The sequence below is a fragment of the Bradyrhizobium sp. ORS 375 genome, assembly GCF_000239775.1.
Lineage (GTDB): Bacteria > Pseudomonadota > Alphaproteobacteria > Rhizobiales > Xanthobacteraceae > Bradyrhizobium.
Genome location: NZ_CAFI01000497.1, coordinates 54,936 through 78,684 on the forward strand (window position 1 = coordinate 54,936; position 23,749 = coordinate 78,684).

At 64.3% G+C, this 23,749-nt stretch carries 30 protein-coding genes; 12 read left to right on the forward strand and 18 right to left on the reverse strand.

Annotation, left to right across the window (positions count from 1 at the left end):
* Nucleotides 1–53: 53 nt before the first annotated feature.
* Nucleotides 54–1,028 carry an arginase gene (rocF, locus tag BRAO375_RS35255; RefSeq protein ID WP_009032201.1) on the reverse strand — a complete coding sequence of 325 codons (975 nt, stop codon included), beginning with the start codon at nucleotides 1,026–1,028 and terminating at the stop codon, nucleotides 54–56.
* 185 nt (nucleotides 1,029–1,213) lie between these two features.
* Here rocF and BRAO375_RS35260 point away from each other — a divergent pair, with 185 nt between their 5' ends.
* Nucleotides 1,214–1,495 carry a hypothetical protein gene (locus BRAO375_RS35260; protein ID WP_035643723.1) on the forward strand — a complete coding sequence of 94 codons (282 nt, stop codon included), beginning with the start codon at nucleotides 1,214–1,216 and terminating at the stop codon, nucleotides 1,493–1,495.
* Nucleotides 1,496–1,501: 6 nt separating this feature from the next.
* On the opposite strand, the gene BRAO375_RS35265 is transcribed toward BRAO375_RS35260, so the two are convergent.
* Nucleotides 1,502–2,653 (reverse strand): OpgC domain-containing protein, encoded by a 1,152-nt coding sequence (locus BRAO375_RS35265; protein WP_009032203.1) that lies wholly within the window; start codon nucleotides 2,651–2,653, stop codon nucleotides 1,502–1,504.
* 370 nt (nucleotides 2,654–3,023) lie between these two features.
* Here BRAO375_RS35265 and BRAO375_RS35270 point away from each other — a divergent pair, with 370 nt between their 5' ends.
* From BRAO375_RS35270 to BRAO375_RS35275, 3 genes are all read left to right on the forward strand, one after another.
* Nucleotides 3,024–3,272, forward strand: coding sequence for a hypothetical protein (locus tag BRAO375_RS35270; RefSeq protein WP_009032204.1), 249 nt, complete (start codon nucleotides 3,024–3,026; stop codon nucleotides 3,270–3,272).
* Between the two features lie 266 nt (nucleotides 3,273–3,538).
* On the forward strand, nucleotides 3,539–3,673 hold the full coding sequence (locus tag BRAO375_RS38940) for a hypothetical protein (protein ID WP_283806115.1): 135 nt from the start codon (nucleotides 3,539–3,541) through the stop codon (nucleotides 3,671–3,673).
* Nucleotides 3,674–3,804: 131 nt separating this feature from the next.
* A complete protein-coding gene (locus BRAO375_RS35275; protein WP_009032205.1) occupies nucleotides 3,805–4,119 on the forward strand; it encodes a c-type cytochrome in 315 nt (104 codons plus the stop codon).
* 72 nt (nucleotides 4,120–4,191) lie between these two features.
* Here the strand turns inward: BRAO375_RS35275 and BRAO375_RS35280 are convergent, their stop codons facing one another.
* The 3 genes from BRAO375_RS35280 to BRAO375_RS38820 form a co-directional block, all read right to left on the reverse strand.
* The gene (locus BRAO375_RS35280; RefSeq protein ID WP_009032206.1) at nucleotides 4,192–4,545 is read right to left on the reverse strand and encodes a phasin; all 354 of its coding nucleotides are present in this window, start codon (nucleotides 4,543–4,545) and stop codon (nucleotides 4,192–4,194) included.
* A 90-nt stretch (nucleotides 4,546–4,635) separates the two neighbouring features.
* On the reverse strand, nucleotides 4,636–4,938 hold the full coding sequence (locus BRAO375_RS36905; RefSeq protein ID WP_083842603.1) for a hypothetical protein: 303 nt from the start codon (nucleotides 4,936–4,938) through the stop codon (nucleotides 4,636–4,638).
* A 371-nt stretch (nucleotides 4,939–5,309) separates the two neighbouring features.
* Complete coding sequence (locus BRAO375_RS38820; RefSeq protein WP_009032208.1) at nucleotides 5,310–5,498, reverse strand: hypothetical protein; 189 nt, start codon at nucleotides 5,496–5,498, stop codon at nucleotides 5,310–5,312.
* Between the two features lie 436 nt (nucleotides 5,499–5,934).
* Here BRAO375_RS38820 and BRAO375_RS35295 point away from each other — a divergent pair, with 436 nt between their 5' ends.
* Complete coding sequence (locus tag BRAO375_RS35295) at nucleotides 5,935–6,165, forward strand: DUF6894 family protein (RefSeq protein WP_009032209.1); 231 nt, start codon at nucleotides 5,935–5,937, stop codon at nucleotides 6,163–6,165.
* 136 nt (nucleotides 6,166–6,301) lie between these two features.
* On the opposite strand, the gene BRAO375_RS35300 is transcribed toward BRAO375_RS35295, so the two are convergent.
* Nucleotides 6,302–6,979, reverse strand: a complete 678-nt coding sequence (locus BRAO375_RS35300; RefSeq protein ID WP_009032210.1) for a methyltransferase family protein — start codon at nucleotides 6,977–6,979, stop codon at nucleotides 6,302–6,304.
* Nucleotides 6,980–7,023: 44 nt separating this feature from the next.
* Nucleotides 7,024–8,079 (reverse strand): hypothetical protein, encoded by a 1,056-nt coding sequence (locus BRAO375_RS35305; protein ID WP_009032211.1) that lies wholly within the window; start codon nucleotides 8,077–8,079, stop codon nucleotides 7,024–7,026.
* Between the two features lie 234 nt (nucleotides 8,080–8,313).
* Here BRAO375_RS35305 and bamA point away from each other — a divergent pair, with 234 nt between their 5' ends.
* The gene (gene bamA / locus BRAO375_RS35310) at nucleotides 8,314–10,635 is read left to right on the forward strand and encodes an outer membrane protein assembly factor BamA (protein WP_009032212.1); all 2,322 of its coding nucleotides are present in this window, start codon (nucleotides 8,314–8,316) and stop codon (nucleotides 10,633–10,635) included.
* 53 nt (nucleotides 10,636–10,688) lie between these two features.
* On the opposite strand, the gene BRAO375_RS35315 is transcribed toward bamA, so the two are convergent.
* Nucleotides 10,689–11,120, reverse strand: a complete 432-nt coding sequence (locus BRAO375_RS35315; protein WP_009032213.1) for a hypothetical protein — start codon at nucleotides 11,118–11,120, stop codon at nucleotides 10,689–10,691.
* A gap of 257 nt (nucleotides 11,121–11,377) precedes the next feature.
* On the opposite strand from BRAO375_RS35315, the gene BRAO375_RS35320 reads away from it, so the two are divergent.
* Entirely contained in the window at nucleotides 11,378–11,734 is a 357-nt protein-coding gene (locus tag BRAO375_RS35320; RefSeq protein ID WP_009032214.1) for a hypothetical protein, read from the forward strand.
* A gap of 59 nt (nucleotides 11,735–11,793) precedes the next feature.
* On the opposite strand, the gene BRAO375_RS35325 is transcribed toward BRAO375_RS35320, so the two are convergent.
* Together BRAO375_RS35325 and BRAO375_RS35330 are read right to left on the reverse strand one after the other, a co-directional pair.
* Nucleotides 11,794–12,393, reverse strand: coding sequence for a DUF6456 domain-containing protein (locus BRAO375_RS35325; RefSeq protein WP_009032215.1), 600 nt, complete (start codon nucleotides 12,391–12,393; stop codon nucleotides 11,794–11,796).
* A gap of 51 nt (nucleotides 12,394–12,444) precedes the next feature.
* Nucleotides 12,445–12,981: a GcrA family cell cycle regulator gene (locus tag BRAO375_RS35330; RefSeq protein WP_009032216.1), complete on the reverse strand. Its 537-nt coding sequence runs from the start codon at nucleotides 12,979–12,981 to the stop codon at nucleotides 12,445–12,447.
* A gap of 143 nt (nucleotides 12,982–13,124) precedes the next feature.
* Between BRAO375_RS35330 and BRAO375_RS35335 the strand changes: the two genes are divergently transcribed.
* Together BRAO375_RS35335 and BRAO375_RS35340 are read left to right on the forward strand one after the other, a co-directional pair.
* Nucleotides 13,125–13,742, forward strand: coding sequence for an XRE family transcriptional regulator (locus BRAO375_RS35335; RefSeq protein WP_009032217.1), 618 nt, complete (start codon nucleotides 13,125–13,127; stop codon nucleotides 13,740–13,742).
* Nucleotides 13,743–13,883: 141 nt separating this feature from the next.
* On the forward strand, nucleotides 13,884–14,159 hold the full coding sequence (locus BRAO375_RS35340) for a hypothetical protein (protein ID WP_009032218.1): 276 nt from the start codon (nucleotides 13,884–13,886) through the stop codon (nucleotides 14,157–14,159).
* A gap of 92 nt (nucleotides 14,160–14,251) precedes the next feature.
* On the opposite strand, the gene BRAO375_RS35345 is transcribed toward BRAO375_RS35340, so the two are convergent.
* Nucleotides 14,252–15,226, reverse strand: coding sequence for a quinone oxidoreductase family protein (locus BRAO375_RS35345; protein ID WP_009032219.1), 975 nt, complete (start codon nucleotides 15,224–15,226; stop codon nucleotides 14,252–14,254).
* 222 nt (nucleotides 15,227–15,448) lie between these two features.
* Between BRAO375_RS35345 and BRAO375_RS35350 the strand changes: the two genes are divergently transcribed.
* From BRAO375_RS35350 to BRAO375_RS35365, 3 genes are all read left to right on the forward strand, one after another.
* Nucleotides 15,449–15,709, forward strand: coding sequence for a hypothetical protein (locus tag BRAO375_RS35350; RefSeq protein ID WP_009032220.1), 261 nt, complete (start codon nucleotides 15,449–15,451; stop codon nucleotides 15,707–15,709).
* Nucleotides 15,710–15,969: 260 nt separating this feature from the next.
* A complete protein-coding gene (locus BRAO375_RS36910) occupies nucleotides 15,970–16,296 on the forward strand; it encodes a DMT family transporter (protein WP_009032221.1) in 327 nt (108 codons plus the stop codon).
* 1,296 nt (nucleotides 16,297–17,592) lie between these two features.
* Nucleotides 17,593–17,814 (forward strand): hypothetical protein, encoded by a 222-nt coding sequence (locus tag BRAO375_RS35365; protein ID WP_009032223.1) that lies wholly within the window; start codon nucleotides 17,593–17,595, stop codon nucleotides 17,812–17,814.
* A gap of 48 nt (nucleotides 17,815–17,862) precedes the next feature.
* Here BRAO375_RS35365 and BRAO375_RS35370 read toward each other — a convergent pair whose 3' ends face one another.
* The 7 genes from BRAO375_RS35370 to BRAO375_RS35400 are packed head-to-tail and all read right to left on the reverse strand — an operon-like array spanning nucleotide 17,863 to nucleotide 23,748.
* On the reverse strand, nucleotides 17,863–18,474 hold the full coding sequence (locus BRAO375_RS35370) for a pyridoxamine 5'-phosphate oxidase family protein (protein ID WP_009032224.1): 612 nt from the start codon (nucleotides 18,472–18,474) through the stop codon (nucleotides 17,863–17,865).
* Complete coding sequence (gene phnN / locus BRAO375_RS35375; RefSeq protein ID WP_009032225.1) at nucleotides 18,452–19,096, reverse strand: phosphonate metabolism protein/1,5-bisphosphokinase (PRPP-forming) PhnN; 645 nt, start codon at nucleotides 19,094–19,096, stop codon at nucleotides 18,452–18,454. Before phnN ends, BRAO375_RS35370 begins: the two co-directional genes overlap by 23 nt.
* The gene (locus BRAO375_RS35380; protein ID WP_009032226.1) at nucleotides 19,093–20,250 is read right to left on the reverse strand and encodes an alpha-D-ribose 1-methylphosphonate 5-triphosphate diphosphatase; all 1,158 of its coding nucleotides are present in this window, start codon (nucleotides 20,248–20,250) and stop codon (nucleotides 19,093–19,095) included. The genes phnN and BRAO375_RS35380 overlap by 4 nt, the downstream gene beginning before the upstream one ends.
* Nucleotides 20,251–20,266: 16 nt before the next feature.
* Nucleotides 20,267–20,965 carry a phosphonate C-P lyase system protein PhnL gene (gene phnL, locus BRAO375_RS35385; protein ID WP_009032227.1) on the reverse strand — a complete coding sequence of 233 codons (699 nt, stop codon included), beginning with the start codon at nucleotides 20,963–20,965 and terminating at the stop codon, nucleotides 20,267–20,269.
* 11 nt (nucleotides 20,966–20,976) lie between these two features.
* Nucleotides 20,977–21,771 carry a phosphonate C-P lyase system protein PhnK gene (phnK, locus tag BRAO375_RS35390; protein ID WP_009032228.1) on the reverse strand — a complete coding sequence of 265 codons (795 nt, stop codon included), beginning with the start codon at nucleotides 21,769–21,771 and terminating at the stop codon, nucleotides 20,977–20,979.
* Complete coding sequence (locus BRAO375_RS35395; protein ID WP_009032229.1) at nucleotides 21,764–22,648, reverse strand: alpha-D-ribose 1-methylphosphonate 5-phosphate C-P-lyase PhnJ; 885 nt, start codon at nucleotides 22,646–22,648, stop codon at nucleotides 21,764–21,766. Before BRAO375_RS35395 ends, phnK begins: the two co-directional genes overlap by 8 nt.
* Nucleotides 22,645–23,748 (reverse strand): carbon-phosphorus lyase complex subunit, encoded by a 1,104-nt coding sequence (locus tag BRAO375_RS35400; RefSeq protein ID WP_009032230.1) that lies wholly within the window; start codon nucleotides 23,746–23,748, stop codon nucleotides 22,645–22,647. The genes BRAO375_RS35395 and BRAO375_RS35400 overlap by 4 nt, the downstream gene beginning before the upstream one ends.
* Nucleotide 23,749: the final 1 nt, after the last annotated feature.

Sequence of the window (23,749 nt, forward strand, 5' to 3'; positions counted from 1 at the left end):
CTCACGACGGAGGCATCCGCGTTCTTCACGAACGCCGAGGGTCAGATATCCGGTTATGCATCCGGCACGATCGCATTGGTCGGCGTCGGACGGTCGATGATCTGCTGGCCGAACAGGCTGCCGATCAGCTCGACCGCAACGCGCGCCGTCTTGCCGCGATCGTCGAGGAAGGGATTGAGCTCGACAACGTCGACCGATCGGACCAGTCCTGAATCGTGCAGCAGCTCCATGATGAGATGCGCCTCCCGATAGGTCGCTCCGCCCGGCACGGTGGTGCCGACACCCGGCGCCACCTCGGGATCGAGGAAGTCGACGTCGAAGCTGACGTGCAGGACACCGCTGCGGCTGCGAACCTTGTCGAGGATCCGGCGCATCAATACGCCGACGCCGAACTCGTCGATCGCGCGCATGTCGGCGATGCTGACGCGCCGCAGCCGCAGCAGCTCCTTCTCCGCCTTGTCGATCGAGCGGATGCCGAACAGCTCGAGCTGCGCCGATGGGATGCCGACACGGGGCTCATCGCCGAGCAGGCCGTCGAGACCCGGCTCGCCGCACAGGAAGGCGGCGGACATGCCGTGCATGTTGGCGGTGATCGTCGTCTCCGGCGTGTTGTAGTCGGCATGGGCGTCGAGCCAGAGGACGAACAGCTCGCGCCCGATGTCGCGGCAATGCCGCGCAACGCCATTCACCGATCCCATCGACAGCGAATGGTCGCCGCCCAAGAAGACGGGAATGGCCCCGGTCTGCGCCAGTTCGTAGCTGCGGCGCGCCAGTACCCGGGACCAACGCTGGATCTGACGATAATGCTTGGCACTCGCAGGCGGCTCATCGCCGAGCTCGGCCATCTCGGCAATGCCAACGTCGCCGTAATCCGTGACCTCGAGGCCGAGACTTTCCATGACCGGGATGAGACCCGCGGTCCGCAATGCGGCCGGTCCCATCAACGTGCCGCGCACGGAGGCGCCGAGGTCGATCGGCGCACCGAGCACGGCGATGCGGTGGGGCGATGCTGTGTCTGATGAAGCCACATTCAGGTCCTTTCACATCCGCCCGACCTTAACCGGCGTGGCGGGGGAACGGTGCGCCGAGGCGCGACGATCCACCGGTTTAAAGACCACAGGCGGGCGACGGAACCATTCGTGTCAGAAGGCATTGCCTGCAGCGTCAGAGCTCCCCGGAGATCGTTTCGAGGGGTGCAATCTCAATCCGGCCGATGCGCGTCGAGAGGACAACGAAAGTGAGCGAACCGTTCGAAACACCTGCGCAGCCGGGCGTCGCCGAGCGCGCGCTCGACACTGCGACCGACCTGTCCCGCTCGCTCGGAGAGGTGATGGGGACGCTGAGTGCCGCGGTCGACCGGTTGAGCGAGGTCGCACAGGATGCGCGCCGGCCGGGAACGGCGCTGTCCACCTTGAGCGCGATCACGCGCGAGGCTCCGCTCACCAGCCTGTTCGTGGCCTTCCTGTTCGGCGTGGCCGTCGCGCGCCGGCGCTAGGCGCCATCAGAACAGCCGCGGCCCGCGGCGGTCGACCTGAGATTCCCACGTCAGCAGCGTGGCCGCGAGCACCATGACGGCAATGCCCGTGACGCTGATCAGCAGCTGCAGCGCAAAGCCGCTCGCAACATCGGTCAGCAACACCTGACCGACGAAGGCCAGCAACACGCCGATGCAATAGATCGACAGCGAGTTCTCGCCGCATCTGATCATGGCCGTCATCAGCGGACGGATCGGGCCGTGCCACTGCGGCGGCGTCAGCCGCGACACCACAAACGCCAGCGACAGGAAATGCAGCAGCCGCACCGGCGCCAGATGGCTCTTGTAGATCGGATAGATCAGATTGGTAATGGCCGGCGGGATCAGGCTTTCAAGGCTCTTGAATTCCCAGCTCAAGGCCATGAACAGACTGAAGCCGAGATAGGCAAGCGCCACGATCAGAAGCGTGCGTGAATGCAACAGGGGCCGCAGCCTTTCCTGACCGCCATAGGCGTACCAGGCACCGATCACGAACAGAAACTGCCAGGCATAGGGATTGAAGTACAGCTCGCCGCTGGGCCAGGCCGGCACCTGCCAGCTGAACAGCTGGACCATCATGTAGAGCAGGAAGGAAAGCAGAAGCGTCGCTGTCGCGCTGGTCATCATCAGCCACAGCACGATCGGAAAGCAGATGTGCAGGATCGCGAACGTCAACAGGATGTCCGTGTTGACAGGCGCAAATTGCAGCAGCGCGACATGCACGAGCGTCGGACCCGGCTCGCGGAAAAAGAAACCGGTGTTGGTCTCGTCGACGAAACGGGTGCCACCGCCGATCACCCACACCAGCGCCGCATAGGCGAGCAGGAGCACCAGGAACGCCGCATAGATCTCCCAGGCCCGTCGCAGCGCGCGCACCACGGTCGTCACCCAGCCCTGCGTCGCCACCGCTCCGCCATAGGCCAGCATGCAGGTGTAGCCGGAGATGAAGACGAACACTTCGGAGGTGTCGCTGAAGCCGTAGTTCCGCAACGTCAGCCACGCCAGCGAATTGTCCGGCACGTGATCGACGAAGATGAACCACAGCGCCAGGCCGCGGCATGCATCGAGCCTGAGATCGCGACGTGCGTTGCTCGTATCAACGACAGCACCGGTCTTCGCCGGCTTCGGATCACCAGGCATCGCGCTGAGCCTCGTCTGGGAACTGATCGGGCATTCGCCGTCTCAAGGCTACTGGGTTCGGGAACCTCATCCCGCGCAATCGCTGACACAGTTCACACAGGCGCGCCATGTCGTTCCCGATTCTGCGCGTGGTGTGTGCACGTCTTTTCATCGCGCAGATGGTTCCCTTGTCTTCGCGTTTCGCCGCAGCGGCGCGACTGCTGGAAAAGTGTGCACGGAAACCGAGCGTGCAAAGGAACATTGCCGGCATGGTGGTGTTAACCGTCTTACGATTGCGCCAGCTGGCAATTGTTCCACTCCCGTATTTTCCCGGATTGATTGTAAGCTGGTTAGACGTTGACTTGCAGTGGAAGAGTTAAAGGGGGGTTCCGTGATCCACCGAGGTGTCCAATATACGGTCGTGGCGACTGCTGAACCGGACATTTGGGAATGGCGGTACGAGTTCGGCGATCAGGTCAAGACCGGGCGAACCCAAACGCGGCTCGCCGCCCTGGCCGCTCGGCGGGTCAAGTCAAAGATCGACGCCGCAATCCGCGCAACCCAGACCGGTTCCGTCACGGCCGCAAATGTCGCTGACCGACTCGAGATGGCGAAGGCGACGTCGCATAGCATCACCTGAGTCTCACGTACATCTGGCACGCAATCTATCGTCTGCCCTGTTGAGACAGATCAAGGCATGCATGCCGCGATCCGTCATGGTCAGGCAATGGAAACTCTCGTTTTTCGCTGCTCCCAAACGGGATCGAACGTGCAGATCGGCCTGACGGCGTCGGCCTTGGTCGAACACGCTGATGCTTACGAAGCGGTCGCATGTCCGGCATGCGGGCGCCTGCACCTCGTCAACAGGCGCACGGGAAGGACGCCGAGTGACAGGGAGGGCTCGACATGTCCACCATCGCGGATGAGCTGACGGCAGTTCATGCACCCGGCCCGTCGCTGCTGCGCCGGCTCTGCACCCTCGTCAAGATGATTGCCAGCCGCATCGATCTGTCGCACTTTCCGCGATCGTGCTGCAGCTGACCGCGACGCGCGGGCCCGTGCACTGAGAGGTAGCTGAGCGGGAGCGACTGATTGTCCTCTCTCGAGCCGACGTTGTCGCAACGGCCGGCGTCAAGCTCGATTTCACCATTTCACCAGATCGGAGTGACGGAATGCGCGCCTTGTTGATCAAAGTTCTGGCGGTCGTGGCGGCGACCACCGCGTTGACCTCGGCGCGGGCCGCCGACGCGGACCATGGCGCCGACCTCGCCCGGCGCTGGTGCGCCTCGTGCCACCTGATCGAAGGAACGCAGAAGCAGGCCAGCGCGGACGTCCCGTCCTTCTCCGAGATTGCCCAGAAGGCGGATTTCACCCCGGAGAAGGTCGCGTTCTTCCTGCTCGACCCCCACCCGAAGATGCCGAGCTTTCCCCTCAATCGGCTTGAGGCGGCCGACATTGCCGCCTATATCGGCTCGCTGCGCAAGTAGTCAGCGTCGGCGGCCGGATGGCCGCCGCCCTCACATCACGGCCGTCGCATGACGGAACGCCTTGGTCCCACCTCAGGGCTTCGGTTCAGTGGCCTTCGTTGCGGCCGACATGATGCTCGCTGTGATCGTCTTCATGTGCTCGCCGGCATTTGTGAACTGGCTGCGCAGGAACTCGGATTGAATCCGCATCGCCTCTTCCAGCTCGGTCGCGTGGACGAGCTTGCGCGCATGCTCGAACGCCGTCTTGATGTTCTGCTCGGTGAGAGTGAGTGCCTGCTTGGACATGTCGGCGGCCGGTCCAGGAACAGAGCCGATTGATTTGCCAGCTGCGTCGAAGAACATCTCGAAGGCCCTTTCCGCCTGCGAGATGGTCTTCTCGGCGAGGTCGCGCAATTCAGCGGGCACTTCCAGTTTGGTTTGGGTCATTGTTACGTCCTCCACGACAACCCCAACTACCATATCTGGCTCCCTGCGTCCCCGTGCAAATGGATCCGTAGGCAGCCGATGGCGGAGCTGTCAGGACGCCCACACACGTTCGCGCGCGATCTGAAGCGAATACTCGATGGAGGCGAGATGACGGTCGAACATGCGATGCGCCCGCTCATCGATCACGAGGTCCGAGAGCTCACGCGCGTGCTGCAGAGCAAGATCGAGCAGAATGACGGTCTTCCTGAGGTCGTCCCGGACGGCTGGTACGCCCGATCGCGTCGCCTCGTGCCTCCCCGCGCCCGCCATCGCAACGGCATCCTGCGCGCAAGCGGCTGCGGGCGCTTCACGAAATGAGACTATCCGGGAGCGAAACGGAATGACGTTGGTCATTGGCTCTCCCCGCTGCTCTTCGAGGGCGGATCTGAATCAAATTTTCACTGTTATACACGCGGCATTTTACTGAAGCCTTAGACCGGTTGCAGGCAACGCGGCCGGAAGTGGCCCCAAGGCGAGAGCCGCAATTAACTCGAAAGCAAGTCGGCCGAGCCCGCATCCGCAGCACCAGGCGTGCAGGCGACGGCCCGGCTTTTTCAAAACGAGTCTTGGAGGGCGATCGACGCCGCGGGAGCGGAGACGGCGTCAGGGCGCTGCGGCAGAGCCGATTGCTGCCGGTCAGGATGGGGCGACCAGAAGGCGCTAACACAACTTTTGAGAAATTCGATTCACGAAAAATCAACCAGAACTCGCAATGGAGACTGGCATCAGGATAGCGGGCGATCGGTCTCCGCATGCGAGTCGGAGGTGAGCCGCTCGACCATTTCAAGCAACTCGATGCGCTGGCCCGGCGCCAGTTTCAGAAAGGCCCTGAGCAACCGAAGGCTCTCGACCGCTTCGCTCGACGGGGCTCCGAGCTTCGTGTGCAGCTCCGCGATGAGACTTTGATTCTTCATCTCGCACCTTTGCAGGAAACGGGGATGCCAGTCCTTGGCGAAACGTGAAAGCCTGCACGCAAGAAACTCTGCGGCACTTGCGGCTGAAGGCCTTGGTCTGGCGACTGCGACCCCTTCCTCAGAATAGCCCGCATGGACATCGATCGAGTGCAACCCGATCAGGTTGAAAGTATGCCAGGGAACAACTCTTGCAGCAAGTCAAACTGACCAAGCGGTCGATTTTAACGACACAATTTGAGCTTTCTGGCAGTTTTTGGCGCTGTATACCAGCAAAAACGGTCGTTTACCGAACAAGGAAAGGGGATTACAGAAGAGGTAAGCTTGTCCTCCATATTAGAGGTCTTCTATAGTTCGAGCAGGGGGATTACGGATTGCGGATCGAACTTCGGCTCCGCGTCGCGCTCCCCTTGCTTGATACAGCGGCCGTAGGAAGACCATGCGCACTTATTATTTCGATATGAAGGACGGCGTTCCCACCAGAGACCGAACAGGTCTGGAATTTGCGACCAGTGCGGGAGCCATCGAGCACAGCCGGGATCTGGCCCGACGGCTTCGGCACGATCCCCGGATCACCGACCGTCGACTCTCGATCGTCGTGGTCGATGAGTCCGGCGCGGAAATCCACCGCGAGCCGGTCTACCCAGCCGCCGTGAAGGCCAGTCTGTAACCATCGTTAGAGGGCGGGACGGCGCGAACAAGTCATCGGCACGAAATACAACTTTCCGTAGACAACAGAGCCGGCAACACAACCCTCTAGTGCTCTCCTGCACGGGATTGGTCGCTGACAATCTCGGCCGCTGCGCTCACCAGAAAAGCGGCAATAGTCGCCACCGTACTCTCTCCTGATAGGCCGAATAGCCGGACAAGCGCTCCGCAAGCACGACCTCCTCGTGAAGCAGGCGCCAGATCAGGATGGGGAGAATGACGATCGTCATTGAAAGACCCCACCAGGATCCGAGCGCGATCGGAATGCCCGTCAGCAGCACCAGAGCCGCCGCATACATCGGATGACGCACGACCGCGTATGGACCGGTTGATATGACCACCTGGTCCTGAACGACTTCGACGGTCGCCGCCGAGAAGCTGTTTTCGCGAAAGACACGCCAAATCCCGAGAAAGCCGGCGACAACCAGGATATCGCCACCCACGGCTGCCAGTGCGCTCATGCGGGACCAGCCGAAGCGATGGTCCAGCGCCGGCACCAGCAGCAACCCGACGAACCACAGCGAAATGATCGTCATGATCAGGCGCTGAACCGGCTCTTTCTCGGCAAGCGGTCCTCCCTTCATGCGACGCTCGAGCAAGGCACGATCGCGGCGCATGAGATCGATCGAAACGCTGAGGGACAGGATGAAATAGGTCAGCAGGAACAGCCAAGCCTGCCAGTAGCGCAGGCTGCCGGCAACGCCGAAGATCACCGCGCCCATCGCGAGCAGCAGGATGACAAGGCTTGCCAGCGTCTTGGCGTTCAGGCCGTCCATACCGGCACAATAGCGCCCACGCCGGTCCGTTCCGACCGCTATTCCTATTGCTGCTTCTCCCAGAACGAGAGCAGTCCCTGAGAGGCGGATCCGCCGATGACGCAGGGAATGCCGACCGCGACCTGGCCCAGCGCGGCAGCGGACACACAGCCGAGCGCCAGCGCGCCGACGCCGAGCTGGCCCCAGAAATCCATGTTGCGCCTTGCGTCGGAGCCCTTGAGCTTGAGTTCATCGACGGCGGCCACGGCATCCTTGCGCACGGCGCCGAGTTGCACCGTATCGGCCGCCTCGACCACCTCGCGCAACGGCTCCTTGATCGGACCCGACTGCCGCGCCAGTTCCTCGCGGAGATAGTCGCGCAGACTGGCATCGCGCACGGCGTAGCTCGCAAGCGTGTAGCGCGCCATGCTGCCGACGGTCAGCTTGTCGACCGTGTCCCGGCTCTTCGACCACGGCAGCATCTGCACGATGCGCTGGATCGGCACGCGCGACCCGGTCGCGAAATAATAGCCCCAGAGGATGTCGAGCAGATCCTGGTGGGTCGCGTAGCTGAGACGCGTATCCAGCTTGCGCTCCTCCTTCTTGAACGGGTTTTGCGTCAGCGCGCCGCGCAGCTTGTCCATCATGCCCGGCTTGGTTTCCTCCAGCGGGATCTCCATCAGGACCGGCTGCGTGCCGCTGAGATAGCCGTCGATCATGACGCGGCGGCCCGGCATCTTCGACGCGACCCTCCGCATCAGGTTGCGCCAGTCCGGCAAGCCTGAATAGGCGATCGCGCGCACGATGACCCATTCCTCCTCGGGCGGAACGGGGAAGAAGCTGTTGACGAGCTGCTCCGCCTTTGCCGGATTGGAGCCGATCGCGCCGGCGATGAAGCCGAGATAGATGCCGGAGTTCTCCGGCTCCTTGAACGTCTGGGAGTGGAACAACACCCGCACGGCTGCGGGCACGTGGGCGTAATCGGGCTTGGTTCGGTAGTTGTAGATCCAGTTCTGGACCACACCGAGCGATGCGCGCGGATCGATCTCGGGGACGACCGCCGCGGCAAGCGCCGATTGAACGAAGGTACAAGCGATGAGGGCCAGGGCGATGGCGCGCATGTTCTGCTCCCGACAGGCGTTCGCTGCGCCAGCATCCGCTGGCGCGTCAGCCGACGTAATCGTTTCACGCCTTTGAATCCGATCTGCGTCGATTCTGCGACCATCATTGGTTCCGAGCCGTACCGCCCTTCGCAGGCGTGATCGCGCGACGCCAAGTCTCCACAGCGCTGACATGATTTGGCCCTTCACCCGCACTTGCATGAGAACGATGACGAGCAGGCAGGAGCGCACAGCATGAACGCCCGAAACCGGCGTCCCCCTCGCTTCGCCAGCTTGCGACAGGCTGCGCCGGTCGTCGCGGTGCTCTCGGTCCTGTCTTCTCCGGTGATGGCGGCGTCTCCGGAAACCCTTTCGGTGCAGGGCAATCGGCGCGTCGATGCCGAGATGGTGCGGTCGTTTTTCCACGCCGATGCGAACGGCCGCTACGATGCGGCCGCGCTCGACGCCGGCCTCAAGTCGCTGGTCGCGACCGGCTTGTTCGAGGATGTGAAGATCAGCCGCATCGACGGACGGATCGTGATCCGGCTCGCGGAAGCAAAGCTGCTCGATCGGGTCGCCTTCGAGGGTAACAAGAAGGTGAAGGATGCCGATCTCACAAGTGCGGTGCTGTCGAAGCCCCGTTCAGCCCTGCAGCGCGCCACCGTGCAGGGCGACGTCGCGCGGATCCTTCAGGCCTATCATCGCGTCGGACGGGACGACGTCCGCGTCGCTCCCGAGATCATCGACCGCGGCAACGATCGCGTCGATCTGGTCTTTACGATCATCGAGGGCAAGAAAACGCCGGTCCGGGCGATCAGCTTCGTCGGCAACAGCGCCTATGGCGCCCGGCAATTGCGCGCCGTGATCAAGACGTCGGAATCCACCGTGCTGAGCTTCGTCACCGGCGGTGATGCCTATGACGCCGACCGCGTCAACGAGGATCGCGAGCAGCTGCGTCAATATTACCGCAACCACGGCTATGCCGATGCCGAGGTGACCAATGTCAGCGTCGAGTTCGATCGCGCATCCAACGGCTTCAATCTGAGCTTCACGATCGACGAAGGCGTCGCTTACAAATTCGGCGCGATCGATGTCTCCTGCAATGTGCAAGGGCTCGCCTGCGACCGTTTGCGCCCGCTCCTCCTGGCCCAGCAAGGCGAGAGGTTCGATGCCAGCAAGCTCGACAAGAGCACGGAGGTGCTGACGGCCGAGCTAGGCAAGCTCGGCTTTCCGTTCGCGCAGGTCGAGCCGCGGATCAATCGCAACGCCCGGGCCCGTCTGGCCGATGTCAGTTTCCAGATCGACCAGGGTCAGCGCAGCTATGTCGAGCGCATCGATATCCACGGCAACACCCGCACGCGCGACGAGGTCGTCCGCCGCGAGTTCGACATCGGCGAAGGCGATGCCTACAACAAGACGCTGATCGACCGTGCCGAGCGGCGGCTGCGCAACCTCAACTACTTCAAGACGGTCAAGATCACGTCGCATCCCGGATCGAGCCGGGATCGCGTGGTGCTCGACGTCGAGGCGGTCGACCAGGCGACCGGCGACTTCAACGTCTCCGGCGGCTATTCGTCGACGGACGGACTGCTCGCCGAGGTCAAGATCGGCGACCGCAACGTGCTCGGCACCGGCAACACCGCGCAGGCCACGTTCACCTACGGCCAGTTCGCGCGCGGCGCCACGCTGTCCTTCACCTCGCCCTATGCGCTCGGCCGGCTGACCCCGGGCGTCGAGCTGTTCGCCCGCCAGAGCATGGCCACCACCTTCCAGTCGTTCGGCAACAACACCTATGGCGGCGCCTTCACTCTGGGCATGCCGGTGAGCGAGCAGACCGCGATGCTGTGGCGCTACTCGCTCTATGACCAGAAGGTCGTGCTCGCGCCGGGGATCTCGCCCGCCGCCGTGTCCGTTCCGGTGCGACAGGCAATCGCCGCAGGGCGGCAGACGGTGTCCCAACTCGGCAACACGGTCACCTACAGCACGCTCGACAGCACCAAGATGCCGACAAGCGGCGTCCGCTCGCAGCTCAGCCAGGATCTGGCCGGCCTCGGCGGCGATGTCCGCTTCCTGAAAACCACCGCTGACGTCCGCTACTACCGATCCATCAACAGCGACCTGACCGCCATGGTGCGCGGCCAGGGCGGCTACATCACCGGATTTGGCGGGCAGCAGGCGCCGCTGCTCAACAGCTTCTTCGGCGGGCCGACGATGGTGCGCGGCTTCGCGCCCGGCGGCTTCGGACCGCGCGATCTCACGGCGGGATCGACGATGGACAATGTCGGCGGCAGCTTCTACTGGGCGACGACGGCGGAGCTGCAGAGCAACATTCCAGGATTGCCGCAGGAGTACGGCCTGCGCGCATCGGCCTTCGTCGACACCGGCACCGTGTTCGGCTATCGCGGCCCGACCCAGAACGTCCAGGTCGCCAACAAGAACGTGTTGCGCTCGTCCGTCGGCGTCGGCATGACCTGGGCGTCGCCCTTCGGCCCGCTGACGGTCGACTATGCGGTGCCGATCAGCAAGGCGGCGTATGACGTCGTGCAGCCGTTCCGCTTCAGCGCAGGCGGCTTCTAGGCCGGCGTCGCAGCCCCAGGGCGGCGACGCTCATCCTCGCCATCAGCACCGCGTCAGTACGGGTAATAGTAGTGCACGCGCGGGCCGTAATACGGATGGCCGTAATACGGGCGTGCGTAATAAGGCCGAGGCGCATAGTAGACCGGCGGCGGCCCATAATAGCCGGGTCCGGCGTAATAGCCCGGCCCGTAGTAATAGTCGTCATCATGCGAATGCGCGGCAATCGCACCGAACGTCCCGATCATTGCGCCCATGATGGCAAGGCCCGCAGCCGGGTTGCCCCGGTAGACGCGACGGTAACGCCGGCGGGCGCTGAAATCAGTCACATCGCCCGCGGCCGCCTTGACGACGGTCGGATGTGTGCTCGGGCCTGCCGACCGCGCCAAGGCCGGCGCGACGTCGCCAGCCATGAGCACCGTCGTCGCGACTGCAGCAAGCGCGATCTTCGCGCTGGCCGACCGGAACAGAGTTTGACCACTGACCATGATATCCCCCGTCTCTACGTTGGTGCTGCAGTATAGTACGCCTGCGGCGCGCCGGTTGACCTGAATCAACACGATGGTCGATCCGGCGCGTGCGCAGTTCTGCACGTCATGGACTGCTCTCTGAGCCTTGGACTCCGCCGCACGCCGCAAGGTTCAAAGGCAAAATTGCCTAGATCTTTTCGCGAACCGGGACTGCGTCACAGGGAACTAATGCCTGCACGTGAGGACACGCCAATCCAAGGCGGACAGGAGCTTCCATGACATCAGTATTCACACGCACGACCTTTGGTGCGCTGGCCTTTCTGCTCGCCGCGGGGACGACAGCATCGGCCGAGGACGGCAAGACCTTGCTGTTCAAGGTCGTGACCGTCAAGGACGAGATCGTCATCGGGCTCAGCGGCGCGGAGCTCGCCGCGATCGGCGGCAGCGACGCCAGCGCGGTGGCCCACGCTCTCGCGCAGAAGGGCGATCTCACGGCGTGGCAATACAACGTCCATCGCGGCCCGAATGGTGAGTTGCAGATGACGCCGTCGGCCAAGATCGGCCTGCTGTCGCACGCGTCGCTGCGCGTCGAGCCGTACACTACGACCTATGCCGTGACACCGCATCCTTGAGTGAATGATGGGTTGACCACCGCTCGTGCCAATCGCACGAGCGGCGGTCGAGCATGCCGCTAGCGGTCGATGCGCTGACCAGATCGCGCCGTCTGATCGTGGTGTCTCGCGACTCGATCGGTGGAAAACCCGTAGACGACGGCCAATCGGTCGAGGCATTCCTTGAAACGGCGTGCGAAATAATCGTTCCAGCGCTGGCTGGCCAGTGCTCGCTTCAGTCCCACCTGCTCCATCGTCAGGCCATGCACCAGGACGTCATGGGTGATTGCCGCTCCATCCATGCCGAGCTCGCGCTCGGCCCGGTTCAGCCGCAGCACCGCCTGCCGCTGAGCTTCGGTGACCGGCTCGCGCCCGCGGGCGCCGTCGACGTGCTCGCGAGAGGGGTCGATCGCCTGCGGGCCCCGCTCGGCCCGTTCCCAGTCGTTCTGGAACGCACGTCCCGCCCGGTATTGCGCGTCGTCGAGCTGCTTGTGCGCATGCAGCCGGCCGAGTGGATCGTTGCGGACCGACCGCAGCGCGACGATCTTCTCGCCCGGCTCGAGCGCCAGCGGATCGTCGATTTCGACCGGCACCAATTCGGCATTGCGCGTCAGCTCCTGAGCGCGGCGGTCGTGGATTTTGGACGTGCGAAGGGGCTTGCTGCGTCGGGTGCGCGCCATGTCTCGTCTCCGGAAAATGTAAGAGAGTCGGGTTTGGTCGGGTTCGCGGCGCTAGGCGGCCGCGACCAGCCGCAGGATCAAGGGGCCGGCAGGACGGATGGCGGTCTCCTCGGGCGGAGTCCGCGTCAGCTGGTGATGGGGCGTGCAATAGCAGGAGCCCGCCTGGCGCGGATGGCCGCAGAACGTGATCGGGTCGCCGTCCCGGTTGCCACCATAGGGATAGCGGCAGTCATCCGGACCGAGCTGGTCGAACGCCAGCAGCCGGGGACTGATGCCGACCGAGCGCAGCTCGACCCGGCGCGCCGGCTTGGGCGAGCGCGGCGGCGCCGCTGGCCAGGTGGCGGCCTCCGGGCTCCTTCGCCCGGTTCCCGACGCCGCAGACATCGCCCTCGGCTCGGGGCGCGAGGTCTTGGCAGCGGCCGGCGTTGCCAACCCAATGCGCTTGCCGCGACCGAGCGTCGCATTGCGCGTATACGCCGTCCCGAACTGCGCATTGAGCGTGCGCGCGATCTCGGCATAAGAGAGCCCCTTGGCGTGGAGCTCGCACAGCATCCTGGAGTGGTGATCTGGCCAATCGGTGGACTGCATTCTCGCCTCTTTCTTCTGGATCGGGTGCCGAAGGCTCTTGCCCGACGGCTCAATTTCCGTTATTCCGAAGAAAAAGTCAAGCTTGAGTTCTGATAATTCGAAACATATACTCGTTTCCGAGATTCGCAAAAGGGGTCAAAGCCATGTTGGACGTCGCCATGATCGAGCGTGCACTCGAGAAGCCAGGAAAGACCAAGGGAGGGCTGGCCCGCGCCATGGGCGTGCGGCCGGGCGCCGTCTCCGAGATCCTCGGGGGCCAGCGCCTGATCAAGGCGGCCGAAATCCCGCTGATCACCGAATATCTGGAGCTGAACTCCGTTCCGATCATGGGCCGCGTGGGCGCCGGCTCGGTGATCGAGCCGGATTACGAGCAGGTTCCGCTCGAGGGCATCGGCGAGGTCGCCCTGCCCTTCCCGATCTCCGAGGAGACCGTCGCCTTCGAGGTGACCGGCGATTCGATGCTGCCGAAATACGAGAACGGCGACGTGATCGTGGTCTACAAGGAGCAGCGCCACCCGCTGTCGAGCTTCTACGGCGAGGAGGCCGTGGTGCGCCTGAAGTCCGGCGAGCGCTACCTGAAGACCATCGAGCGCGGCAAAACCCCGTCCGTGGTCAATCTCAAGAGCTTCAACGCCAAGCCGATCGTCGGCGTCAAGCTAGACTGGATCGGCGAGATCTTCGTCACCCTGCCGCGGGGCCAGATTTCGCGGATCCGCGCCAAGGCGGCGGCGAAGTCGCGCGCCCGCGCGGCGGCCAAGTGAGGCGCTGCGGCATGGCCGGAGAGACGCTGCGGCGCCTCTCCTTCATGCCCCGCTCGACCCTGGTCAGGATTCGTCTTGACAGAATTCTGATTTGCAGAATAATGGCGTGGTAACAGTCAGCCGAAGGCGAACTGGCGCTCCATGCAGTATTTCGTCGTGATGATCGACTACGGCCGCCGCGGACGCGAAGCCGTGGTCGATCCCGAAATGACCCGGCGCGACGTCGTCGCGCGCATCGCGTCGGGCGAATATGCGAACATCAGCTTCATTCACGAGATCGCCGGCCACGCGGTCGCGGACATCACAGCCGATCTGCTGTCGGAGGCCAGCCTGCCCGAGATTGGCGCGGCGGACGCCGATCTACAGGCGGCGCGCCTCGACCATCTCCGCGATCTTCGCAAGCACGAGCGGGTCTGACGCTTGGCCGCTGGCGTCCTGCGTGATCGCTTAAGTGGCGGCAATGGACATGGCCGGCCGGCCTTCCGGTCCGGCCAGCCCAGTGACTCGCGCTAGACCAGAAGAACCGTGGACCCGGTCGTCTTGCGCGCCGCGAGATCGGCGTGAGCTTTCGCCGCGTCCTTGAGGGGATAGGTCTGGTTGACCTCGATCTTCACCGCCCCGGACTTGACGACGTCGAACAGCTCGTTGGCCATCGCCACCAGGCTCTCGCGCTTGGCGGCGTAGGTGAACAGCGTCGGCCGGGTGACGAACAGCGAGCCCTTCTGCGCGAGCAGCCCGAGATTGAGCGGATCGACGGCGCCGGACGACTGGCCGAACAGCACGGCGAAGCCGAGCGGCGCGAGGCAATCGAGCGACTTCAGGAACGTGTCCTTGCCGACGGAATCATACACCACCGGGACCTTCTTGCCGCCGGTGATCTCGTTCACCCGCGCGACGAAGTCCTCCCGGGAATAGATGATTGTGTGTTCACAGCCATGCGCCCTGGCCAACTCGGCCTTGTCGTCGCTCGATACCGTGCCGATGACGGTGACGCCGAGATGCTTGGCCCATTGGCTCAGGATCAGGCCGACGCCGCCGGCCGCCGCATGCAGCAGAATGGTCTCGCCCGCCTTGACGCGGTAGGTCTGCCGGATCAGGTACTGCGCGGTCAGACCCTTCAGCATCATCGCCGCTGCCGTCTTGTCGTCGATCTCATCCGGCAGCTTCAGCAACAGCGCGGCCGGCATCAGACGCGCTTCGGAATAGGCGCCCAGCGGCGACGAGCCATAGGCGACGCGGTCGCCGACTTTCAGGTCCGTAACCCCTTCCCCGACCTCCTCGACCACGCCGGCGCCCTCGCTGCCCAATCCGCTCGGCAGCTGGACCGGATAGAGGCCTGACCGATTGTAGATGTCGATGAAGTTCAGGCCGACCGCCGTGTGGCGGATGCGCGCCTCGCCCGGGCCGGGCTTGCCGACCTCGACCTGCTCCCAGGCGAGGACCTCCGGACCACCGGTCTTATGGAAACGAATGGCGTTCGTCATGTGTTGCTCATCCTCCCTGCTTGTCGCCTGTGGTCGCACCGCTTTGCCACGGTTGTTCTGCCCGCATCGGCACTTCCATCGGGCGACCGGGACCAGCCCATTTGGTAGCCGCTCACCTCGCCGCTTGGCAACGGGCTTCGATGCGGAGCGCCGGGCGCCGGACCGCTCAGGAACCGCTTCCGCCGTTCCTGCGTTCACCGGCGAACGTCCTGGAGTTGCCTCATGCCGCCGAAAAAACGCAGCGCCGTGGTCAGCTCGGCCATCCTGATTGAACTCGCCTGTCACACTGTCATGGGCACCGCCCTGGGGCTCGGACTCGCGTTCGCCCTGACCCAAGTCGATGCGTTCGGCATCTCGACCCTGATTGCCCACAGCCTCGATCCGCATATGACCTTCACCGTCTTCGTCGGCACCTTCACGCTGGCCTTCGCGGTCGGCGCGACCTTGACCGGCTTCGTGTTCACGATGATGCAGGAGAGGTAGTTCAAGCCCACCGACCGTTCGCGGCCGGGCGCTCCGATGCAGCCTTCAGCCGCGCCATCTGGCGCGCCTGGGTGCGCTCGATTGCCGCCACCACTGTCACATGTACGTCGTGCAAAGATTGCAGATGAGCGGCATTCGGATCGCGTGGAGACGAGAATGCCCGGACCACCGCGTGCGACTGCTCCGCTGTCGAGGACCGCGGACCGCCCGAGCTGCCGTCGCAGCGCATGTCCGCTTCCGCTCCGGACGAGCACGCCATCATGACGAGTGGATGGCTCGCTCTCCTGGCCGCGGGACTGCTGGAAATCATCTGGGCGCTCGGCCTCAAACATTCCGACGGCCTGACCCGGTTCTGGCCCAGCGTCGCAACCATCGTCGCGATCCTGCTCAGCTTCGCCATGATGTCGCTCGCCTTGCGGTCACTGCCGTTTGGCACCGCCTACGCGGTGTGGACGGGAATTGGCGCGGCCGGAAGCATCGTCGTCGGGATGTGGCTGTATAGCGAGCCTGCGGATCCGGTCCGGCTGCTCTGCCTGACGCTGATCATTGCCGGCATCATGGGGCTGAAGCTGAACTCGCCGGTCTGACCGCTGCGCCGCCCCGTGCCAGCTGCGCCATAGCTCAATGCCGCCGAACAGCGCCAGCGACAACACGAACGGGATCAGGTGATAGAGGATGCGGAACATCAGCAGCGCCGCGAGCAGCTTGTCCTGATCATCGCAACCGAGCCCGAGCAGGATCGTGGCATCGAACAGTCCGATGCCGGCCGGCGCATGACTGGCGAAGCCGAGCAGGGTCGCGGCAATGAACACCGCCATCAGGCGCGCGACATCGACGCCGAGCTCCGCCGGAATCAGGACATACATCGCGAGCGCGGCGGTGCTGAGATCGAACAACCCGATCAGGATCTGCAGCAACACCGTCGGCCCTGACGGCAGGCGCAACGACCATCGGTGGCTGCGGCGTCCGGGCCAGCTCCACACCACGAAGGCGACAATGCCACAGAGCAGCGCCGCCGCAATCAGCCGGTTGAGCGCCGGCGGCCAATACTCCACCCAGCCGAACGCATCCGGATCGATCATCAGGCTCAGACCCAGCGCCGTCAGATTGCCGAGCCAGAACGTCAAGCCCGTGAGAAAGCTGATCTTGGCGATATCGAGCGCGCCAAGCCTGTAAGGGCGATAGACTCGATAGCGGACCAGCGGAGAGATCAGCGCGACTGCGCCGATGCCATGGGCGATGGGATAGCTCGTGAAGCTGCCAACAGCCGCGGCATGAAACGGGATGTCGTTGCGACCGATCGTGCGGAGCGCAAACAGATCATAGAACGTGAGACCGCCATAAGAGAGTGCGATCAATACCAGTGCGAGACCGATGAGTTTGGGATCCGTCGCCTGCGCGATCGAGATCACATGAGCAATATCGAGCTTCTTCAACGCACCGGTGAGCACGGCGACCGCGATCCCCGCGATGACGATGCTCGAGGCAAATCCCGCCAGACCGCGCAGCCAGGCCCTCCGGTCCAGTTGCGGTGGAAAATCATCGTTCAGCACGGCCATTCGGTGGATCTTGTGCCGAAGCGAAACGCGTCGGCTGATTCGAGCGGGATGATGGCGCCGTTTGACACGCTGATGTGACAGCTGCGTTACCGATCGATCTCGCTGCGCCAATCTTAAGTCGTTGTTAACTACTAGAAACCCTCATGCTGCGCCGCCCATCACATGTCGACGCTGCATCGCACATTGCGGATCATTCAAATTTGAATTAATCGCTGCGCCCCTCGTGCGTATTGAATGACCCGGATCACTACGGATGCACAGCGGTCGCATCTTCGTCACGCTGACTTCCTAAGACGAGTGCGCGACAACAAGGTTCGAGGCAACATGAACGCGGAATCCGATCACGAGCTCACGCCGGACCAATGGGAGACGCTGAAGGCGCTCCGCGGTCCCGTGCGCGACGGCCGTCGACCGAACGGCTTCATCGTCGGCCAGCTTGTTGCGCTTGGGCTCGCCGTCATCAGCGATGGAACGGCGACGCTCACGCCGGATGGACGGAGGGTCCTCGTCCGCGGTTCGTCGCGCCTGCTCGACGTCGCGGCCTGAATGGCTGCAACTGCCTGTCGTTCCGAAGTGGCACGCGCAGCTCAGCGATCACCACATCGATTTCCGCGCGCGCTCGGGCCATTCCCGGTCGTATTCTTCGCCATTCACGGCATTGGCCGTCATAGCGGCCAGGATCTGCCCGGGTGACGGGATCCGTTGCGGATCGACGCGCTTCTCGGGGTTCCAGAGATCGGCACGCACGATGGCGCGCGCGCATTGGAAATAGATCTCGTCGATCGTCATCACGAGCACGGTGCGCGGCAGCTTGCCTTCCATCCGGAACGTCTCGAGCAGATCCGGGTCGGCGGACAAATGACCATGTCCATTGACCCGCAGTGTGTTGCCGGAGCCCGGAATGAGGAACAGCAGGCCAACGCGCGGGTCGCGCACGATGTTGCGCAATGAGTCGACGCGATTGTTGCCGCGTCGATCGGGCAGCATCAGCGTCTTCTCGTCGTGAATGCGGACGAAGCCCGGAAGATCGCCGCGCGGCGAACAATCGAGTCCTTCCGGACCTGATGTCGCCAGCGCGACGAAGGGCGATGTCTCGATCATCACGCGGTAGTGCGGCGTCACCCGATCGGCCACCTTCGCCGTCGACGTCAGCCCGGTCTCGCCGTAGATCGCCTCGAGTTGCTCAATCGTGGTGATGATCGACATCGTTCGCGGCTCCCATCATCTCGGCCAGGTCCTTGCCTCGCGAACTCTTGATCACCTCGATCAGCTCGCGGCCGTGTGTCGCGGGATCGCCGACATTGTTGATCGTGACGTCTGCCGTGACAGCCTCGGTGCTGACGGTCCGATGCAGCCGCTCGCCGATGTCGGTATCGCTCGGACGATGCCGCTTGCCGAGACGCTCGGCGAGGACCTCGGCCGGCGCGGTGACGTTCACGACGACGACATCGGCATAGTCTCTCCTCGCCGATGGAATGACTGTTCGCGACACATTGACGACGACGGTGCGGCCGGCGGAGATATCATCTTTGATCGCGCGAGGCACGCCGTAGCAATGACCGTGCGCGGTCCAATGCAATGCAAATGCGCCCGCTGCGAGAGCCTCGCGAAACGCGACCTCGCTCATTTCCAGATTGTCCTCGAAGGCCGAGGCTTCGCGGGTCACGACCCGCTGAGGAAACACGATACGATCGTCGCCGGCGCATGCGGTCCGCGCCAGGTTGAGCAGCGTGTCCTTGCCCGCGCCGCTCGGCCCGACGACGAGCACCAGGCGCCCGGGTCCCAGTCGCTTGTGCTGATCGTCCGAGCCAGTCGAAGCCGCGCTCATGCCACCCGCAGCCCTTCCCGCCAGACGCTGCGCACGACAGCGTGATCGCCGGTGACATGAACGCGGATCAAATCCGCGCGCTTGCCGGCTGCGATCTCGCCACGGTCATGCAGCCCGACCGCTTCAGCGGGAGCCTTGGTGACGGTTCGAACCGCTGCGGCGAGATCGATAGACGGCACGCGGTGTGGCAGCTGCAGCGCGCCCATCAGCAGACTCGACGGAACATAGTCCGACGACAGAATGTCGAGCAGACCCTCGCGCGCGAGATCTACGGCGGCAATGTTTCCGGAATGCGAGCCGCCGCGGACCACGTTGGGGGCGCCCATCAGGATGCTGATCCCGGCTTCGTGCAGCCCACGCGCGGCTTCCATGGTGGTGGGGAATTCGGCGACGGCGATGCCATCCTTGATCGCGTCGGCGACATTCTCGTCGGTGGTGTCGTCATGGCTGGCGAGCGGCACGTCATGGGTCTTGGCCAGCGCGACGATGTCGCGCATGTTCGCCGCCGCATAGGCCTGCTGATAGGCGAAGCGCCGCGCGAACATGACGTCGAGCTCCGCATCGGTCTTGCCGCCGCTCTTGCCGCGGTAATAGTCGCGCAGCTTGCCTTCGTCGCGGAACTGGCGCTGGCCCGGCGTGTGGTCCATCAACGACATCAGCCGGACATCCGGGCGGCCCGCCAGCTGCTTTGCCTCCTCGACGACCGTCGGCATCGGCACCTCGCAACGCAGATGCAGGAAGTGATCGGCGCGCAGCAGGCGCGCCTCGCGCGCCCGACCGATCGCGTCCGCCAGCACATTGGCCTGACCGTCGACGCCTTCCGCGCCCTCTTCGCTCCAGACGCGCAGCGAATCCAGAACCGTCGTGATGCCCGCCGTCGCGAGTTGTCCATCGTAAGAGATCACCGCAGCCACCGGATCCCAATAGACCTTCGGCCGCGGCACGAAATGCGCTTCGAGGTGATCGGTGTGCAGCTCCACGAGCCCCGGCATCAGCAGATCGCCGCCGGCATCCAGGCTGCTGGCGGGAGCTGCGCCCTCGCCGATCCCCTCGATCCGGCCTCCGGCCATTGCCACCCAGCCCTGCTCGATCACCCGGTCCGCGAGGACCAGTCTGGCGTTGCCTATCACCGTGTCGGACATGTTCCCGCTCATCTGCTCTCTGTGCCTTCTACGCCGCCGCCGCGAACGTCGTCACGTCAACGGTGCGGTCGGCGATCTGCGCACGGATATCATCGTCATGCACGATCGCAATCATCGCGACGCCAGCCTGCTTCTTTGCCGCGATCAGATCGACCACCACCGCCCGGTTCGCCGCGTCCAGCGAGGCCGTCGGCTCGTCGAGCAGCAGGATCGGGAGCTCGGAAATGAAGCCGCGGGCGATGTTGACGCGCTGTTGCTCGCCGCCCGAGAACGTCGACGGCGGCAGCGACCACAGCCGCTCCGGGATGTTCAGCCGCCCCAGCAAGGCACCGGCGCGCGCGCGCGCCTCGTCACGGGCGACGCCCGCCATCAGCAGCGGCTCGGCGACAACGTCGAGCGCAGCTACGCGCGGCACCGCGCGCAGGAACTGGCTGACATAGCCGATGGTCTGCCGCCGCGCATTGAGCACCAGGCGCGGCTCGGCACCAGCGACATCAATCATCTCGCCCTGGTGACGGACGCTGATGCGGCCGCCGTCGCAGCGATAATTGCCGAAGATCATTTTCAGGATCGACGACTTGCCCGCGCCCGACGGTCCGGACAGCACGACGCACTCGCCGGCAGTGACCTGGAACGACACGCCCTGCACCACCGGCAGCAAGATGCCGCCCTGCAGGTGCATGGTGAAGGTCTTCCTCGCATTCTCAACGTTGAGCATCACGGTCATTGCTTTCACGCTCACGCCGGCAGGATCGAGGACACGAGGAGCTGTGTGTAGGGCTCGCGGGGATCGTCGAGCACCTGGTCGGTCAGGCCGGTCTCGATCACCCGCCCCTCCTTCATGACCATCACACGATGAGACAACAGCCGCGCCACGGCAAGATCATGCGTGACCACGATCGCGGCGAGGCCGAGCTCGTTGACGAGGCTGCGCATCAGGTCGAGCAGCCGCGCCTGAACGGAAACGTCGAGCCCGCCGGTCGGCTCATCCATGAACACCAGTCGCGGCTCCGTCACCAGATTGCGCGCGATCTGCAACCGCTGACGCATGCCGCCGGAATAGGTCCGCGGCGCGTCGTCGATACGGGCGACATCGATCTCGACGCGCTCGAGCCAGGACGACGCGGTCTGCCGGATCCGGCCGTAGTTATTCCAGCCGACCGCCATCAGCCGCTCGCCGACATTGGCGCCGGCCGACACCGCCATCCGCAGGCCCTGCGCCGGGTCCTGATGCACATAGCCCCAGTCGGTTCGGAACAGGAAGCGTCGCTCGGCCTCGCCGAGCTCTGCGAGATCGCGCAGCACGCCATCGCGCATCCGATAGGAGACGCGGCCGCCGCTTGGGGCGAGCTGGGCCGAGAGCATCTGCAGCAGCGTCGATTTGCCCGAGCCGGATTCGCCGACGATCGCGAGCACCTCGCCGGGATAGAGCACGAAGGACACGTCGCGGCAGGCGGCCAGCCGGCCGTAGCTCTTCGTCAGCCCTTCGGCGACGAGCAGCGGCTGATCCGATGCGCCGGTTACCTCAACCATTGGCGGCCTCCTTGTGCGGAGCGGCACTCTCAACGCCGCGATGTCCGGCCGCCTGGCGACCCTCGCAATAATCGGTGTCGGAGCAGACGAACATGCGGCTGCCCTTGTCGTCCGTCACGATCTCGTCGAGATAGGATTCCTCCGCACCGCACAGCGCGCAGGGTGCATCGAACTTGTAGCGTGTGAACGGATGGTCCTCGAAGTCGAGCGAAACCACCGGCGTATAGGGCGGAATGGCGTAGATGCGCTTCTCGCGTCCGGCGCCGAACAATTGCAGCGCCGGGCAATTGTCCATCTTCGGATTGTCGAACTTCGGCGTCGGCGACGGATCCATCACATAACGCGCATTGACCTTGACCGGATAGGCATAGGACGTCGCGATGTGGCCGAAGCGCGCAATGTCCTCGTACAGCTTGACGTGCATCAGCCCATATTCGGCCAGCGCATGCATGCGGCGCGTCTCGGTCTCGCGCGGCTCGAGAAAGCGCAGCGGCTCCGGGATCGGCACCTGATAGACCAGCACCTGCCCGGCGCGCAGCGGCGCCTCGGGAATGCGATGGCGGGTCTGGATCACGGTCGCAGCATCTGTCGACGTCGTCGTCTCCACGCCTGCCGTCTTGGCGAAGAACTTGCGGATCGAGATCGCATTCGTCGTGTCATCCGAGCCTTGGTCGATCACCTTGAGCACGTCCTTGGGACCGAGGATGGCTGCGGTGACCTGGACACCACCAGTGCCCCAGCCATAGGGCATCGGCATCTCGCGGCTTGCGAACGGCACCTGATAGCCGGGTATCGCGATCGCCTTGAGGATGGCGCGGCGGATCATCCGCTTAGTCTGCTCGTCGAGATAGGCGAAATTGTAGGTCGGAGCGTTCATTCCGCAGCCTCCTTCATCTCAGGAGCGGCATTGGCATCGGCAAACTCCCGGCGCAGCTTGCGCAACAGGCCGAGCTCGGATTGGAAGTCGACATAATGCGGCAGCTTGAGGTGCTCGACGAACCCGGTCGCCTGGACATTGTCGGAGTGCGACATCACGAACTCCTCGTCCTGCGCCGGCGCGACCACATCCTCGCCAAGCTCGCGGGCGCGCAGCGCGCGGTCGACCAGGGCCATTGACATCGTCTTGCGCTCGCTCTGGCCGAACGCCAATCCATAGCCGCGCGTGAAGCATGGTGGCTCGGTCGCCGAGCCCTTGAACTGATTGACCATCTGGCATTCGGTCAATTCGATCGAACCGAGCGGCACGGCGAAGCCGATCTCCTCGGCGAAGAACTCGACCTCGACCTCGCCGAAACGGATCTCGCCGGCAAACGGATGGTTGCGGCCGTAGCCGCGCTGGGTCGAGTATCCCAGCGCGAGCAGGAAGCCCTCGTCGCCGCGCGCGAGATTCTGCAATCGCAGATCACGGCCTGCAGGAAAGCTCAGCGGATCTCGCGTGAGATCGCCGACTGGCGCGTCTTCCTCCGCCACCGGAGACGGCTCGATCAGCCCGTCCTGCCTGAGGATGTCGGTCACGCGCGGCATTGGGACGTCGGAGGTCGCGGCGAGGGCCGGGGCCGCCGGATTGCCGCCCTCCGCCAGACCTGGATCGAGCAGCCGATGTGTGTAGTCGAAGGTCGGGCCGAGCACCTGACCGCCGGGAATGTCCTTGAAGGTGGACGAGATCCGCCGCTGCACGCGCATCGCGCCGGTGTCGACCGGCTCCGTCGCACCGAAGCGCGGCAGGGTCGCGCGGAAAGCGCGGACCAGGAAGATCGCCTCGATCAGATCGCCCCGTGCCTGCTTGATCGCGAGCGCGGCCAGCTCTCGGTCATACAGCGCCCCTTCGCTCATGACGCGATCGACCGCCAACCCCAGTTGTTCGGAGATCTGCGACAGCGACAGCTCCGGCACGCTGCGATCGCCCCGGCGCTCATGCGCCAGCAGCCGGTGTGCATTCTCGATGGCGCGCTCGCCACCCATGACCGCCACATACATG